The organism is Lentzea sp. DG1S-22 (assembly GCF_036321065.1).
GTDB lineage: Bacteria > Actinomycetota > Actinomycetes > Mycobacteriales > Pseudonocardiaceae > Lentzea > Lentzea jiangxiensis.
The window spans coordinates 3,178,846-3,194,359 of record NZ_CP143276.1; the positions used below are offsets into that span (position 1 = coordinate 3,178,846).

At 71.4% G+C, this 15,514-nt stretch carries 12 protein-coding genes and 1 pseudogene; 7 read left to right on the forward strand and 6 right to left on the reverse strand.

What is annotated here, in order from left to right; translation table 11 throughout:
- Positions 1–205: 205 nt before the first annotated feature.
- Positions 206–991, forward strand: a pseudogene (gene ku / locus V1227_RS13865) (non-homologous end joining protein Ku); the annotation flags it as partial.
- A gap of 10 nt (positions 992–1,001) precedes the next feature.
- Here the strand turns inward: ku and V1227_RS13870 are convergent.
- The gene (locus tag V1227_RS13870; protein ID WP_329792964.1) at positions 1,002–1,676 is read right to left on the reverse strand and encodes a PP2C family protein-serine/threonine phosphatase; all 675 of its coding nucleotides are present in this window, start codon (positions 1,674–1,676) and stop codon (positions 1,002–1,004) included.
- Between the two features lie 70 nt (positions 1,677–1,746).
- Positions 1,747–2,685: a helix-turn-helix transcriptional regulator gene (locus tag V1227_RS13875; RefSeq protein WP_329792966.1), complete on the reverse strand. Its 939-nt coding sequence runs from the start codon at positions 2,683–2,685 to the stop codon at positions 1,747–1,749.
- A 43-nt stretch (positions 2,686–2,728) separates the two neighbouring features.
- On the opposite strand from V1227_RS13875, the gene V1227_RS13880 reads away from it, so the two are divergent.
- Both V1227_RS13880 and V1227_RS13885 read left to right on the forward strand, forming a co-directional pair.
- The gene (locus V1227_RS13880) at positions 2,729–3,805 is read left to right on the forward strand and encodes an epoxide hydrolase family protein (RefSeq protein ID WP_329792968.1); all 1,077 of its coding nucleotides are present in this window, start codon (positions 2,729–2,731) and stop codon (positions 3,803–3,805) included.
- Between the two features lie 32 nt (positions 3,806–3,837).
- A complete protein-coding gene (locus tag V1227_RS13885) occupies positions 3,838–6,453 on the forward strand; it encodes an AfsR/SARP family transcriptional regulator (protein WP_329792969.1) in 2,616 nt (871 codons plus the stop codon).
- On the opposite strand, the gene V1227_RS13890 is transcribed toward V1227_RS13885, so the two are convergent.
- The 3 genes from V1227_RS13890 to V1227_RS13900 all read right to left on the reverse strand — a co-directional run bounded on the left by V1227_RS13890 (position 6,433) and on the right by V1227_RS13900 (position 9,352).
- Positions 6,433–7,980: an outer membrane protein assembly factor BamB family protein gene (locus tag V1227_RS13890; RefSeq protein WP_329792970.1), complete on the reverse strand. Its 1,548-nt coding sequence runs from the start codon at positions 7,978–7,980 to the stop codon at positions 6,433–6,435. The genes V1227_RS13885 and V1227_RS13890 overlap by 21 nt on opposite strands.
- A 180-nt stretch (positions 7,981–8,160) precedes the next feature.
- Positions 8,161–8,532: a hypothetical protein gene (locus tag V1227_RS13895; RefSeq protein WP_329792971.1), complete on the reverse strand. Its 372-nt coding sequence runs from the start codon at positions 8,530–8,532 to the stop codon at positions 8,161–8,163.
- A gap of 46 nt (positions 8,533–8,578) precedes the next feature.
- Positions 8,579–9,352: a TetR/AcrR family transcriptional regulator gene (locus V1227_RS13900; protein ID WP_329792972.1), complete on the reverse strand. Its 774-nt coding sequence runs from the start codon at positions 9,350–9,352 to the stop codon at positions 8,579–8,581.
- A 78-nt stretch (positions 9,353–9,430) separates the two neighbouring features.
- Here V1227_RS13900 and V1227_RS13905 point away from each other — a divergent pair, with 78 nt between their 5' ends.
- Both V1227_RS13905 and V1227_RS13910 read left to right on the forward strand, forming a co-directional pair.
- A complete protein-coding gene (locus tag V1227_RS13905; protein ID WP_329792973.1) occupies positions 9,431–11,689 on the forward strand; it encodes an excinuclease ABC subunit UvrA in 2,259 nt (752 codons plus the stop codon).
- Positions 11,686–12,468 carry a siderophore-interacting protein gene (locus V1227_RS13910; protein WP_329792974.1) on the forward strand — a complete coding sequence of 261 codons (783 nt, stop codon included), beginning with the start codon at positions 11,686–11,688 and terminating at the stop codon, positions 12,466–12,468. Before V1227_RS13905 ends, V1227_RS13910 begins: the two co-directional genes overlap by 4 nt.
- On the opposite strand, the gene V1227_RS13915 is transcribed toward V1227_RS13910, so the two are convergent.
- Positions 12,458–13,447, reverse strand: a complete 990-nt coding sequence (locus V1227_RS13915) for a methyltransferase (protein WP_329792976.1) — start codon at positions 13,445–13,447, stop codon at positions 12,458–12,460. The genes V1227_RS13910 and V1227_RS13915 overlap by 11 nt on opposite strands.
- A 154-nt stretch (positions 13,448–13,601) precedes the next feature.
- Here V1227_RS13915 and V1227_RS13920 point away from each other — a divergent pair, with 154 nt between their 5' ends.
- Together V1227_RS13920 and V1227_RS13925 are read left to right on the forward strand one after the other, a co-directional pair.
- Positions 13,602–14,516 (forward strand): ABC transporter permease, encoded by a 915-nt coding sequence (locus V1227_RS13920; protein WP_329792977.1) that lies wholly within the window; start codon positions 13,602–13,604, stop codon positions 14,514–14,516.
- Positions 14,513–15,508 (forward strand): ABC transporter permease, encoded by a 996-nt coding sequence (locus V1227_RS13925; protein WP_090098238.1) that lies wholly within the window; start codon positions 14,513–14,515, stop codon positions 15,506–15,508. Before V1227_RS13920 ends, V1227_RS13925 begins: the two co-directional genes overlap by 4 nt.
- The last annotated feature ends 6 nt before the right edge of the window (positions 15,509–15,514 follow it).

The following is a 15,514-nucleotide window of genomic DNA, read 5'->3' on the forward strand; positions in this document are numbered from 1 at the left end:
GCCGCGCGCTCACCGGACAAGGCAGCACCCGCGCGTAACGGCGAAGCCGACCCGATCGAGCCAGATGGCTTCGAGCAGTGGTGATGACGCGACCACGACGGCGATTGTGTCTTGACTTCGGACACAAGGCGACTCCGCCGGACCCAGGCGCCGGCCACCCCGTCCACAAACGTTTACCTCACCGGATCGCGGGTATCTCCCGACAATGGCACGAGCGATCTGGAGCGGGTCCATCAGCTTTGGACTGGTCACCATCCCGGTGGAGCTGTACAGCGCCACCGAGGACCACACCGTGCACTTCAACCAGTTCCAACGCGGCACCTCCGACCGCATCCGCTACAAGCGGGTCAACGAACGCACAGGCCGGGAAGTCCCGTACGACAAGATCGTCAAGGGTCACGAGGTGGACACCGGCGAGTTCGTCGTGGTGGAACCCGAGGAACTGGACGAGATCGCCCCTGGCCGCAGCCGGACCCTGGACATCGAGGCGTTCGTCGACATCGACGAGATCGACCCGGTGCACTTCCAGAAGACCTACTGGCTGGGCCCGACCAAACCCGAGTTCTCCCGCCCGTACCTCCTCCTCGCGCAGGCGATGAAGAAGACGAACCGGGCGGGCATCGCCATGTTCGTCATGCGCGGCAAGCAGTACCTCACCGCGCTCACGGAGGACAAGGGCATCCTCGCCGTGCACACGCTGTTCTTCGCCGACGAGATCCGCAAGCCGAAGGACGTGCTGGACGTCGTGCCGGAGGGCCGGGCGCCGCGCGGCAAGGAACTCGACATGGCGGTGTCGCTGGTGGAGTCCATGGCCGACGACTGGCGTCCCAAGGACTACCGCGACACCTACACCGAACGCGTCACCGAGCTGATCAAGGCGAAGCAGAAGGGCAGTAAGATCAAGGTCGAGGACGAGCCGGCCGAGGCGACCGGGATCGTGGACCTCATGGACGCGTTGCAGCGCAGTGTCGAGGCGAGCAAGAAGAAGCGCGGCAAGAAGGTCAGCTGACGACGAGCGCCGTCGCGTTGTCGGTGCCGCGTGCGTACAGGGCCGCGCGCACCAGGCGTTCCGCCGACGCGTTGCCGGACATGATGGCCTCGATGCCGTTGTGCCCCAACGGTCCGTAGACGCCGTCGGACACCAGCACGAGCCGCGGCGCGCGGGTGAACGCACGGCCGATGTTCTCGGGTGTGGCGTGGCGGACGGTATTCGTCACGACGTGCTCCATGCGGCGTTCGGCCTTGATGCCGCGCTCACGGAAGTACTCGGCGACCGTGTGGTCCGTGGTGAGCTGCACGAGGTCCTCGCCGTCGGACGCGTACGCGCGGGCGTCGCCGGCCCAGGCCACGTCGAAGCCCCCGCCGGGGCGGGCCGTGGCGACCACGACCACCGCGTCCCCGGTGTGGACCTGCAGGGCGTCGCGGGCGGCGAGGACCGCGGCGACCGGGTCGGTGGGCAGGGCGGCGGCGCGGGCGGCGGCCCACGCGGCTTCGGCGGCCGCGGTCGAGTCGCCCACCCCGTCGGCGACGACGAACGTGCGGCGGCCGACGGCGAAGGCGTCGGCGTTGTGCGTGCGCGGACCGCGGTCCGTCGCGTGGGTCACGGTGAGCGCGGTGCCCAATGGCATGGTGCCCAGCGGCATGGTGCCCAGCGGCATGGTGCGATCGATCAGCATGGCGGACCTCCCTGACCTCCACTGAGCCGTGCGCGGCTGGGAGTCTGCTGTCAGGACCCTGAGAATTCCTCTAGAACTTCGCCGCCCGGCGGAACCTGTCCGCTGCCCGCAGCAGCGCGGCGGAGAGTTCCGGCGGGGAGACGACCTCGAACTCGACCGTGATGCTCGCGAGCATGAACACCACGTCGTCCATCGTCTCGCCGCCGACGCGCACGTGGCACGAGTTTTCGTCCACAGCCGAAACCTCGCCGTAGCTGCGCCACTCCACCGCCTGAGAGGCGGGCACACCGAGTCGCACGACGCCCTGCACGGGCCACCGATCGGCGACACGGGCCGCCACGAACGCCCCCGCGTCACCGCCGGGGATCTCACGGGGCGTGAACCGGGCGCCGAACGGCGTGCGCACGTTCATCCGATCGAGTCGAAAGGTCCGCCAGTCGTCCCGGAGCACGTCCCACGCGACCAGGTACCACCGCCTGCCCCACGTCACGAGCCGGTGGGGCTCGACCTCGCGCAGGGACTCCTCACCCGAGTGCCCGACGTAGCCGAACCGGAGCCGCTGCCGGTCGCGGCAGGCCGTGCCCACGAGCGTGAGCAGCCCGGACTCGACCACGGGCCCGGAGCCGGTGTGCGGCACGGTCGCGATCTCCAGCGCCGCCACCCGGTGCCGCAACGCCGAGGGCAGCACCTGCTCGACCTTCAGCAACGCCCGCACGGCCGTCTCGCCGATGTTCTCGATGCCGCTCGCGGTACGCAGCCCGACCGCCACGGCCACCGCCTCGTCGTCGTCGAGCAGCAACGGCGGCAACTGCGCGCCCGAGCCGAGGCGGTATCCACCGCCGGACGTGCCCATCGACGCGTGCACCGGGTAGTCGAGCGCGCGCAGCTTCTCGACGTCACGCCGCACGGTGCGAGTGGTGACACCCAGCCGTTCGGCGAGTTCCGCACCGGACCACTCACGGCGCGACTGCAGCAGACCGAGCAACTTGAGCAAACGAGCCGAGGACACTGTAGGACCATATCTGTCCTACAGTCCTCATAGCGTCACGAGCATGAAGCCGTTCGAGATCGCCATCCCCCAGTCCGACGTCGACGACCTGCACCGCCGCCTCGACCAGACCCGCTGGCCCGACCCCGTCGCCGGCGCGGGCTGGGCCCAGGGCACCCCGCAGGAGCACCTGCAGGAGCTCGTCCGGCGGTGGCGGAACTTCGACTGGCGCGAGCAGGAGCGGCGGCTCAACGAGATCCCGCAGTTCGTCACCGAGGTCGACGGCGTCCCGCTGCACTTCCTGCACGTCCGCAGCGCCAGGAAGGACGCCGAACCGCTGCTGCTCACCCACGGCTGGCCGACGACCTGCTTCGCGTTCGAGGCGATGATCGAGCCGCTGAGCCGCGACTTCCACCTCGTGGTCCCTTCGGTGCCGGGCTTCGGGTTCTCCGGACCGACGAGGGAGCTCGGCTGGACGATCCCACGCGTCGCGGACGTGGTCGCGGAACTCATGCGCCGCCTGGGTTACGACCGGTACGTCGCCCACGGCTACGACTACGGCGCCATGCTGACCCGCCGGCTCGGGATGCGGGACGAGGTGCGCGCGATCCACGTCAACCAGATCTTCTCCGCGGGCGTCACGGCCGAGACGGCCGACATGGAGGTCGAGGCGGAGCGGCGGTCCGTGGAGAAGGCCTACAGGTACGAGTTCGAGCAGTTCGGGTACGTGTCGATGCAGAGCACACGACCGCAGTCGGTGGCCTACGCGCTCACGGACTCGCCGGTGGCCCAGCTCGAGTGGATCGAGTGGGCGTTCCGGACGTGGAGCGACCCGGAGATCGGGGTACCCCTCGACGCGCTGCTGACGAACGCCTCGATCTTCTGGTTCACGAGGACCGCCGGCTCGTCGGCGCGCTACTACCAGGAGGGGGACGAGACGTGGGGAGAGCCGGAACCGCACTCGGTGACGCCGACGTCGGTCGCGGTGTTCCCGCACGACGTGGGGGTGCCGATCCGGCGGATGGCCGAACGCAACCACACCATCGCGCGGTGGACGGAAATGCCGCGGGGCGGGCATTTCGCCGCGTTGGAGGTGCCTGAGCTGATGGTCCGCGAACTGCGAGAGGCGTTTCTCTTGTGAGCGGGCAAGCGGAAGCGACTACGGTGATCACCGTGCGCTTCACGGTCTTCGGCGGGGTCTCGGCGCGGGTGGGCGGCACCACGACCGAGTTCGGTCCGACCCGCGTGGGCGCACTGCTCGGGGTCCTGCTGGTCGACGCGGGCCGGGTGGTCTCCGCCGACGACCTGGTCGAGCGGGTCCTGGGCGAGGAGCCACCACCGCGTGCCCGCGCGATGATGCGGACGTGGCTGACCCGGCTGCGGCAGACGCTGCCGGGCCTGGTCGAACGCGAAGGCGCCGGGTACGTGCTGCGCGTCGACCCGCTGGAGGTCGACCTGCACCTGTTCCGGCACCTGGTGCGGTCGGGCAGGACGGCGGACGCGGTGCGGCTCGCCGAGGCCGACCTCCTGTCCACTGTCGACACGCCGTGGGCGAGGCAGCTCCGGGCCGGCTTCTCCGGCGAGCTGCTCGCCGCCCGCCTCGACCACGCCGACGCACGGCTGGCCCAGGGCGAGCACGCGGCTCTCGTGCCGGAGCTGCGGGTCCTCGCCGCCGGACGCCCGCTCGACGAACGGATCGCCGCGCAGCTGATCGAGGCGTTGCACGGCAGCGGTCGCGCGGCGGAGGCGTTGCGCCACTTCGAGGTCGTGCGCGCCCGGCTGGCCGCGGAGCTCGGCGCCGAGCCGTCACGGCACCTCACCTCCCTGCACCGGCGCCTGCAGGCCGCCTCGGCACCGCGCCAGCTGCCCGCCGCGCCCAAGCCGTTCACCGGCAGGGCCGTCGAGCTCGCGGAGCTCGACCAGGCCCCCAACGGCGTCGTGGTGATCACCGGTACCGGCGGGGTGGGCAAGACCTCGCTCGCCGTGCACTGGGCGCACCGGGCGGCGGAGCGGTTCCCCGACGGGCAGCTCTACGTCAACCTGCACGGCTTCGGGCCGAGCGGGGCGGCGGTGAGCCCCGGCGACGCGCTGCTGCGGTTGCTGGCGGCGCTCGACGTGCCGCGGGCCAAGGTGCCGCACGACCTCGCCGGGCAGTCGGCGCTGCTGCGGGACGCGCTCGCGGACAAGCGGGTGCTCGTGCTGCTGGACAACGCCACCGACGCCGCCCAGGTCGAGCCGCTGCTGCCGCGCACGCCGCACTCGCACGTGGTGATCACCAGCCGCACCGAGCTGAAACCCGCGCACGCCAAGGCGTTGCCGCTCGGGCTGCTGCCGCCCGACGACGCCCGCGAGCTGCTGGCCGCCCGGATCGGCCACGACCGCGCGCGGGCCGAGCCGGAGGCGGTCGACACGGTGGTCCGCCGCTGCGCCCGCCTGCCGCTCGCCCTCGCGGTGGCCGGGGCGCGGGCCGCGACGCAGCCGGAGTTCCCGCTCGCGGCACTGGCCGATGAACTGGCCGACCTCGACGCGTTCGCCGACGACGATGACGTCACCGCGGACCTGAGGTCGGTGTTCTCCCACTCCTGCAAGGCGTTGAGCGCGGGCGCGCTGCGGTTGTTCCGGCTGCTCGGGCTCATGCCGGGCTCCGACATCGGTCTCGCCGGCGCCGCGTCGCTCGCCGGGCTGCCCGTCGCGCGGACCGAGGCCCTGCTGCGCGAACTGGTCACGGCGAACCTGCTCGACGAGCCGGACCCCGGCCGGTTCACCTGCCACGACCTGCTGCGCGACTACGCCGCCGAACTGGCGCTGGAGGGCGAGCGGGAGGAGGCGCTGCACCGGTTGCTCGACCACCTCGCGCTGACGGGCGTCGAGGCCGGCGTCGCGTTCACCCCGACCCGCCACCGCCCGGACACCCCGCGACCGGCCGAGGGCGTCGTGGTGACGACGTTCGGCTCCCGCGAGGAGGCCCTGGCGTGGCTGGTGACCGAGCACCCCGCGCTGATGGCGGCGATGGCGCACGGCACGCCGGAGCAGACGTGGCTGATCGGCTGGGCGCTCGCGGACGTCCTCGACCGGCAATGGCACCACCGGGACCTGCTGACCTCGCAGCAGCTCGCCGTCGCCGCGCTGGAACGGCTCGACGACACCGACGGCCTGGGCCGCACGCTGATCAACCTCGGCCGCGCGTTCGGGCGCCTCGACCGGCTCGACGAGGCGACGGCGGCGCTGCGGCGGGCGTTCGACGTCTACGACGGCAACCCGGCGGGCCAGGCGGCGGCGTTGCTGAACATCGCGATGCTCTGCCCGGACGACCGGATCGCCGAGGCGATCGAGCACACGCGGCGCGGGCTCGCGCTGTACGAGCGGTGCGGCGACCTCTACGGCCAGGCCAACGCGCTCACCGGGCTGGCGTGGGGCCACATCAAGATCGGCGCCCACCGCCGGGCCGTCGAGTACGCCGAGCGCGTGATGCCGATGTGGCAGGCGATGGAGCACGTCATCGGCGAGGGCGAGACGTGGGACAACCTCGGCACCGCGTACCTCGGCCTGGGCGAGCACGGCAAGGCCGCCGAGGCGTACGCGAGGTCCTGCGCGCTGTTCCGGCGCGGCGGCGACCTGCCGCTCGAGGCCGCGGCCTGCGACCGGCTCGGCGACGCCCACGCGGCCGCCGGAGACGCCGGGCAGGCACGCCGGGCGTGGCGCAGGGCGATCGACCTGCGCAGCCAGGCCGGCCTCCCGGCCGACCTGGTGCGCGCGAAGCTCCTGCGGCTACAGGCCGAAGGCGAGTAGCACGTGCCCGTGCGGGTTGACGAAGCCGGAGCTGTAGCCGGACTGCACGTAGACCATGCCGTCCGAGACCACCGCTCCCGCACCGGGTCCGGCGAGCACGCCGCCGCGCCCGGTCAGCCCGTTGACGCCGCGGACGTCTTGAACGGTGTCGTGGGCCCAGACGACCTGCCCGGTCTTCGAGTCGTACGCGCGGAGCTTGCCGTCGAGCGCGCCCAGCCACACCACCCCGGGTGAGCTCGACACCGGCAGGCCGTGCGCCCGGTAGCAGCCGGGCTGTCCGGCCGCTCCGCCCGTGGAGCAGCCGTCGGCGGGTGCCGGGGTCTCCCACAGCACCTTGCCGGTGGCGGGGTCCACCGCGAACAGCGTGCCGGGCTCGGCGTAGTAGGTCGCGATGTAGAGCCGCTTGCCGTCGTAGCTCGAGCCCCACTGGATGCCCGAGATGCCGCCGCTGGGCAGCGGCACGCCGAGCTGGCGACGCCACACGACCTGGCCCGTCGCGGCGTCGAACACGTGGTACACCCCGGACTTCTGGCCGACGCCGACGAGCCGGCGGCCGTCGGCGGTGAACAGGTTCGGCGTGGCGCCGATGTCGTAGTCGAGGTTGGTGCCGTCCTTCAGGCCCGGGCAGTAGCCCTCGGCGTCGGGCTGGTTGCAGGCGTCGCGCCAGGTGTCGGCGTCGGTGACCTGGTTGGTCCACCTCACCGCGCCGGTGCGGGCGTCGAGCGCGAGCAGCGAGTCGAACTCGCCGCCCTTGCCGGTGTAGTTCTGGCCCGTGCCGACGTAGAGCGTGCCGGTCCCGCGGTCGATCACCGGCGAGCTCCAGACTCCGACGCCCGACGGCTCGAACCGCTTGGCGCCGTTGGGCCAGGTGCCGACCTCGACCGGTTCCGGCACCGTGTAGTGGCGCCAGACCAGGGCTCCGGTGTCGATGTCGTAGGCGTCGATGTGGCCGCGGAACGTGCAGCAGTCGTGGGTGTTCGGCAGCATGTTCTCGCTGCTGGACGTGCCCACGTACACGAGTCCGTTGTGGACGATCGGCGAGCTGGTGGTGATCGAGGCGATGCCGTCGTCCAGCTGCACCTGCCACCTCAGGCGGCCGGTGCGCTGGTCGAGCGCGAAGAACCGGCTCGCGCTGTCGCCGAAGAACACCTTGCCGTCGGCCACCGCCGGGCCGTCGGAGTTGAACGCGTACCGGGTGGCGGGCGGGAGCGCGAACTCCCACTTCGCCCGCCCGTTGCGCGCGTCGCGGGCGTAGAACTTCCCGTCGGGGCCGCCGAAGTAGATCGTGTCGCCGACGACGGCGGGCTGGCTGCGGACGGCGTTGTACTCGCCCTGGGGATACGCGAAAGCCCACTTCAGCTTGAGCTTGCCGGCGTTGCCCGCGTTGATCCGCCATTCCGCGGCCTGGTGCCGCGACCCGTTGAGGTCCTTCTGCCAACCGGACCAGTCGCCGTTCGCGTGCGCGGTGGCGGGTGACGCGGTCAGCACTACGAGCGCCGCGGTGAGCAGCGCGGTGGTCTTGAGCATGGAATTTCCCCCTTCCGCCACCAGACTGGCAGTGGCGGAAGGGGAACACGTCCCCCCAAAGTCTCTTCGAGGGTTAACCGATCGGTTGATGCGTCACGACGTCGACGGCCGGACGGCCCCGGCCGACGACCGGGTCCCGCTCACCGGGCGAGGCAGGTTTTCGGAGTCCCGAGCGCTGTGTCACGGCTCTGCCACGGAGAAGTGGCCGGCGAACCCGGCGAACCGCTCCGCCAGCGGCCCCGTCCCCGTGCCGAGCGCGCGCCAGAGGTCGCGGTGCCCGCCCAGCGCGAACCGGTCGTCCACCAGCACCACCACGGACCCCCAGCTCGCGAGCTCCAGCGCGTGGACCTCGGACCCGCGCGGGAGGAAGACCAACGGCCGCACGCCGACAAGGGTGCGTGGCGCGTGCACGGCCGCGGTGAGGCCTTCCACGTCGTACCGCATCATCATGGTCGCGGGGCGGTACTCGTCGTGCGGGGTGGTGGCCGCGGTCGCCGGCGCGGTCAGCACCATCGCGCACGCGACGGCCACAAGCACTCTGACGATCGCCATGCGCCTGATCTCATCGAGTCCATGTGCGGTGAGCGTCCGCGCCGTGTCACGGTTTCGCTACAGCGCTTTCGATGCCGTCGAGGAGGACCTCCAGCCCGCTGCGGAAGTTCTCCACGGCGTCGTTCTCCAGGTACGGCAGCTCGGGGTCGACGGGGTCGCGGTCGTTCTCCAGCAGGTGCAGCATCGGGAACTTCTTCGCGAGGTCCGGCTCGACCTCCATCAGCACGGCCGACCGCGCGTACCACCACTCCTCGTCGCCCTCGCCGGTCTCGCCCCCGGCCGCCCGCGCCTCGGCGACGGACTGGGCGACGCCGCGCACGAAGTGGTTGACGGCCCCGACGATGCCGCGCAGCCGGCGGCCGGGCAGCCCGGTGGTCACGAGGATCGCGGCCAGCGACTCCACCACGGCGAACTCGTGCGGGCCGAGCACCGGCCGGGCCTGCGACACCTGCAGCACCCACGGGTGGCGGCCGTAGAACTCCCACATGTCCTCCGCCCACCGCGTGACGGCCGGGCGCCAGCCGTCGGCGACCGGGTAGGAGGTGGGCAGCTCGGCCATCGCGCGGTCGTACATCAGGTCGACGAGCTCGTTCTTGCCCGGCACGTACGTGTAGAGCGCCATCGCCGTGCGCCCGAGCCGCTCCCCCACCGCGCGCATCGAGAACGCCATGCCCTGCTCGTCGGCGACGGCGATGCCCGCGTCGACGATCGAGTCGACGCTCAGCCCGGGCTTGGGACCGGGGCGCTTCTCCGCCACCGAAGGCCGCCACAGCAGTTCGATGGAGCGGCGCGGGTCGCCCTGACCTGCGTAGACGACCACGGTTGCGACTCCTTACAGCGTAAAGTAACCTCGTTGGCCGATACTTTACGCCATAAAGAATCATTGGGGGAAGCAGCTGTGAACGCTGTCGCGGACAGCCACGACGTGATCCAGGTCCGCGGGGCGAGGGAGAACAACCTCGCGGACGTGTCGCTCGACGTCCCCAAGCGGCGCCTGACCGTCTTCACCGGCGTGTCCGGCTCCGGCAAGTCCTCGCTGGTCTTCGGCACGATCGCGGCCGAGTCGCAGCGCATGATCAACGAGACCTACACCGCGTTCCTGCAGTCGTTCATGCCGTCGATCGGCCGCCCGGACGTGGACGCGCTGCACAACCTGAGCGCCGCGATCATCGTGGACCAGGAGCGGATGGGCGCGAACTCCCGCTCCACCGTCGGCACCGCCACCGACGCCCACACGATGCTCCGGATCGTGTTCAGCCGCCTGGGCGAGCCCCACGTCGGCACGTCCGGCGCGTTCAGCTTCAACCTGCCCGAGGGCATGTGCCCGGCGTGCGAGGGCCTGGGCAAGGTCACCACCGTCGACGTGGACGCGATCGTCGACAGGACGAAGTCCCTGAACGACGGCGCGATCGACGCCCCGAACCACGGCGTCGGCACGTGGTACTGGCAGGTGCTCGCCAACTCCGGCCTGTACCCGGCCGACCAGCCGATCAACACCTTCACCGAGCAGCAGTTGCACGACTTCCTCCACAAGCCGACCACGAAGCTGAACATCGGCGGCAGCACCGTCACCTACGACGGCCTGATCACCAAGCTGCAGCGGACCGTCCTGTCCAAGGACCGCGAGTCGATGCAGCCGCACGTCCGGGCGTTCGTCGACCGGGCCGTCACGTTCGCCACCTGCCCGGACTGCGGGGGCGCCCGCCTCAACCGGGCCGCCCTGGACTCGAGGATCCGCGGCCTGAACATCGCGGACTGCTGCGCGATGCAGATCAGCGACCTCGCGCGGTTCGTGCACGAGATCGACGACCCGTCCGTCGCACCGCTGCTCGCGACGCTGCGGGGCACGCTCGACTCGCTGGTCGAGATCGGCCTCGGCTACCTCTCGCTCGACCGCGAGTCCGGCACGCTGTCCGGCGGCGAGTCGCAGCGCGTGAAGATGGTGCGGCACCTGGGTTCTTCCCTCACCGACATCACCTACGTGTTCGACGAGCCGACCGTCGGCCTGCACCCGCACGACATCCGGCGGATGAACGACCTGCTGCTGCGCCTGCGGGACAAGGGCAACACCGTGCTGGTCGTCGAACACAAGCCGGAGACCATCCAGATCGCCGACCACGTCGTCGACCTCGGCCCCGGCGCGGGCGTGCACGGCGGTCACCTCTGCTACTCCGGGGACGTGGCCGGCCTGCGCGCGTCCGGCACGCTCACCGGCCGCCACCTCGACCACCGCGCCAAGCTCCGGCCGGAGTTCCGCTCCCCCCGGGGCTTCCTGACGATCAGCGGCGCCCGCACCAACAACCTCAAGGACGTCTCGGTCGACCTCCCGCTCGGCGTGCTGACCGTCGTCACCGGCGTCGCGGGCTCCGGCAAGTCGTCGCTGATCCACGGATCGCTGCGGGGACGCCAGGACGTCGTCACGGTCGACCAGTCGCCGATCCGCGGCTCCCGCCGGTCGAACCCCGCCACCTACACGGGTCTGCTCGACCCCGTCCGGACCGCGTTCGCCAAGGCCAACGGCGTGAAGGCCGCGCTGTTCAGCGCGAACTCCGAAGGCGCCTGCGAGAACTGCAAGGGCATCGGCCTCGTCTACACCGACCTCGCGATGATGGCGGGCGTCGCGACGGTGTGCGAGAAGTGCGAGGGCAAGCGCTTCACCCCCGAGGTGCTGAGCTACACGTTGCGGGGCAAGAACATCAGCGACGTGCTCGGCATGTCCGTCGCCGAGGCCCGTGACTTCTTCCCGTCCGGGCAGGCGCACGCGGTGCTGAGCCGCCTGCACGACGTCGGCCTGTCGTACCTCTCGCTCGGCCAGCCGCTCACCACGTTGTCCGGCGGCGAACGGCAGCGGCTGAAGCTCGCCATCCACATGGCCGAGAAGGCGTCCACGTACGTGCTCGACGAGCCGACGTCCGGACTGCACCTCGCGGACGTCGACCAGCTGCTCGGCCTGCTGGACCAGCTGATCGACGCCGGCGGCACGGTGATCGTGATCGAGCACCACCTCGCCGTCATGGCCCACGCCGACTGGATCGTCGACATGGGCCCCGGCGCCGGCCACGACGGCGGTCAGGTCGTCTTCTCCGGCACCCCCGGCGACCTCGTGTCCACTTCGGACACCCTGACCGCCCGGCACCTGAAGGAGTACCTGTCGTGAGCCTGCTGACGGTGACCTCGGTCGAGCGCCTCACCCCGCGCATGGCCCGCCTGACGTTCAGCGGACCGGGTCTCGACGAGATCGGCACGTGGCCGGACCAGCAGCTGAAGCTGTTGTTCCCCAAGCCCGGCGGAACCGCACACGTGTCGGACTCCCCCGACGCCGGCACCTGGTACCAGGCCTACCTCGCGCTGCCCGACGACGAACGGCCGTGGATGCGCAGCTTCACCGCCCGCTCGCTGACCGGCGGGGTGCTGACCGTCGACTTCGTGCTGCACGGCGACAGCGGGCCCGCGTCGAGGTGGGCCGCACGCGCTCGGGTGGGCGACGTCCTCGGCCGGTTCGGCCCGTCACCGGACTACGCCCGCCCGCTCGGCACCGCGGACCTCCTGGTGTTCGCGGGCGACGAGACGGCACTGCCCGCGATCGGCTCGCTGCTGGAGCTGCTGCCTGCCGGGCAGCGGCGGCTCGTGTTCGTCGAGATCGCGGATCCGCTGGAGGAACAGGACATCCCCGACGTGCGGTGGGTGCACCGCAGTGCCGGAGAGGACCTGGTCTCGGTGGTGACGGCGGCAGAGGTCGTGCAGCCGGTGTGGGTGTGGCTCGGCGGCGAGGCGTCCGCCGTCCGGGCGCTGCGCAGGCACTTCGTCGGTCTCGGTGTGCCCAAGACCGACATCGAGTTCGCCGGGTACTGGCGCCGCGCGCTCACCCAGGACGACGCTCCCACCGCGGACGACCTCGCCGAAGCGCAGGAGCGGATCGCCGCGCTCAGCGAGTGACGCGGAACTCCAGCACGCTGCGCCCTCCGGCCACCGGGCTCACGGACTCCAGCACGAGTCCGTGGGCCGAGGCCAGTTCCGCGAGGTCGTCGGAACCGCGGTCGCGCCCGCCGAAGTGCACGAGCATCACCAGGTCGAACTCCGTGCTCCCGCCCGGGGACTCGACGACCAGGACACGCGCACCGGCCGGCGCGGCTTCGGCGCAGCGCGCCAGGATCCGGTGCGCCTGCTCGTCGTCCCAGTTGTGCAGGACGTCGACGAGCAGGTAGGCGTCACCACCGGGCGGCAGCGGGTCGAAGAAGCTGCCGCCCGTCACCTCGGCCCGGTCGCCGAGACCGCGCTCGCGCAACAGCTCCCGCGCGCCCGCCGCGCTGTCCTCCAGGTCGACCAGGTGGCCGCGGGTCCCGGGGTTCGCCTCCAGCACCGCGGCGAGCAGGCTGCCGCGCCCTCCGCCGACGTCGACGAGCGTGGCGAAGCGGCTCCAGTCGACCCCCGCGACCACCCCGGAGACCCAGTTGCACATCCGGTCGGTCATCTGCCGGTCGAACGCCTCCCGCAGGTGCGGCTGTTCGGCGAGGTCGGTCCAGAAGTCCCTGCCGTAGCGCACCGGGTAGGCGGGTTCCCCGGTGCGCACGCTGTGGAGCAGGTCGGCGAACGCCAGGTCGGCGCGCCCGGCGGCGGTGTCGTGGTGCAGCAGGTTGTTCAGGCCGTTGCCCGCTTCCGCGCCGAGCAGGGCGCCGAAGCCGGTCGTGCGGTACCCGGCGTCCGTTCGTTCGACCACGTCGAGGAACGCCAGGTGCGCCAGGAGCAGGTCGAGGGCGAGCGGGTCCACCCCGAGGCCGGGCGCGAGGTCGTGGGCGGTGGCGGGCCGGTCCCGCAGGCGGTCCGGCAGCCCGAGGGTGACCGCCACCCGCAGAGCCATCGGTGTGACCAGGCCGGACATCCGCCGGAGCGCTTGTACGTCGTCTTCGGTTCCCACGACGGTTCAGCGTCCCACGCCGTGCAACTGAGTTTGGTCAACACTGAAGCAATGGAGAATACAGATTCTCATGTTCTGGAACGAGCAGACGTGATCACAAGGTCGGCTTACTGTGCCGCCCGAGAGATCACCACGTCGAGAAGCAGGTCCGCAGTTGTCCACTCCCGTCGCGCGGTCCGTGCCCGCCGCGATCCGCGCCGTGCTCGCCCGCGACCGCTGGGCGCTCGCCGGCACGGTCACCGTCGCGGTGATCGCCCTGGTCGCGATCTTCGCGGACGTCCTCACCGCCCTCGAGGGCCACGACCCCTACACCTACGACTCGTCCGCGCTGGACGTGAACACCGGCCTCCCCGCCGGGCCGCTCGGCGGTGTCAGCGGTGACCACTGGTTCGGCGTCGAGCCCCTGACCGGCCGCGACCTGTTCGCGATCGTCGTGCACGGCGCGCGGACCTCGTTCCTGATCGGGCTCGCGGCGACGCTGGTGTCGATCGGGCTCGGCGTGCTGGTCGGCGCCGCCGCGGGCTACCTCGGGGGCTGGGTCGACCGGGTCATCACCTGGAGCGCCGACGTGTTCCTCGGCTTCCCGTACCTGGTGTTCATGATCGCGCTCGGCGCGGTGGTGCCGGCGGAGTTCCCGCGGGTGCTGCTGCTGGTCGTGGTGATCGGGTTCTTCGGCTGGCCGTCGACCGCGCGGATCGTGCGGGCCCAGGTGCTCACGCTCAAGGAGCGGAACTTCGTGAAGGCCGCGCGGGTGCTCGGCGCGTCGCCGTGGCAGGTGTTCCGCACCGAGCTGCTGCCGAACCTCTGGGGTCCGGTGCTGGTCATGGCAACGTTGTCGGTGCCGGGCAAGATCGGGCTGGAGGCCGCGCTGTCGTTCCTGGGCGTCGGCGTGCTGCCGCCCACGCCGAGCTGGGGCCGGTCGATCAGCGCCGCGATCGACTGGGTCGGCGTCGACCCGATGTACCTGATCTTCCCCGGCCTGGCGCTCTTCGCCGTCACGTGGGGGTTCAACGCGCTGGGCGACGGGCTGCGCGACGCGCTCGACCCGAGGTGGGGCGGCAACCGGTGAAGAACCTCAAGTTCGCGCTGACGCGCCTCGGCGGCATGGTGCTCGTGCTGCTGATCGTGGCCTTCTGCACGTTCGTCGTGTTCTACCTGGTGCCCTCGGACCCCGCGCTGCTCGCGTGCGGCAAACCGTGCACCCCGGAGAACCTCGCTCTGGCGCGGGAGTTCATGGGCTTCGACGAACCGTGGTGGCGGCAGTTCCTCACGTTCCTCGGCGGCATCTTCGCCGGGCGGACGTTCGGCACCGGTGTGACCGCGATCCACTGCTCCGCGCCGTGCTTCGGCTACTCGTTCCGGCAGAACGCCGACGTGCTGGAGCTGATCGGCGACCGGCTGCCGGTGACGTTCTCGCTCGCGGTCGGCGCCGCCGTGCTGTGGGTCGGCCTGGGCGTGGCGATCGGCGTGCACGCCGCGCTGCGCAAGGACACCTGGTTCGACCGGGCGGCGCTGGCCGGGTCCGTGATCGGCGTGTCCGCGCCGGTGTACCTGGTGGGCCTGCTCGGCATCCTCGTGCTCGGCTTCCAGCTCAACGTGGTGCCCGTCGGCAACTACACCGCCTTCACCGAGGACCCGGTGCGCTGGGCGTGGGGACTGGTGCTGCCGTGGTGCGTGCTCGCGTTCGCGCACGGCGCCCACTACGTGAAGCTGACCCGTTCGCAGATGCTCGAGACGATGAGCGAGGACTTCATCCGCACCGCCCGCGCCAAGGGCGTGCCGGAGCGGACCGTCGTCGGGAAGCACGCCCTGCGCAACGTGCTGCTGCCCGTCGTGACGCTCACCGGCATCGAGTTCGGCTCCCTGCTCGGCGGCGCGGTGATCACCGAACGCGTCTTCAGCCTGCCCGGTCTCGGCGGCCTGCTGATCGAGGCGGTCCACGGCCGCGACCTCGCCACGCTGCTCGGCTGCACCTTGTTCGCGGGGTTTCTCGTAGTCGTCGCCAACGCCGTCGTCGACCTGTCCTACGGCCTGCTCGATCCACGAGCACGGCTCACCTGAGGGGAG

Coding starts and splice junctions, on each gene's coding strand:
- V1227_RS13870 (WP_329792964.1), bottom strand. CDS start 1,676: ATGCTGATCGATCGCACCATGCCGCTGGGCACCATGCCGCTGGGCACC.
- V1227_RS13880 (WP_329792968.1), top strand. CDS start 2,729: ATGAAGCCGTTCGAGATCGCCATCCCCCAGTCCGACGTCGACGACCTG.
- V1227_RS13890 (WP_329792970.1), bottom strand. CDS start 7,980: ATGCTCAAGACCACCGCGCTGCTCACCGCGGCGCTCGTAGTGCTGACC.
- V1227_RS13895 (WP_329792971.1), bottom strand. CDS start 8,532: ATGGCGATCGTCAGAGTGCTTGTGGCCGTCGCGTGCGCGATGGTGCTG.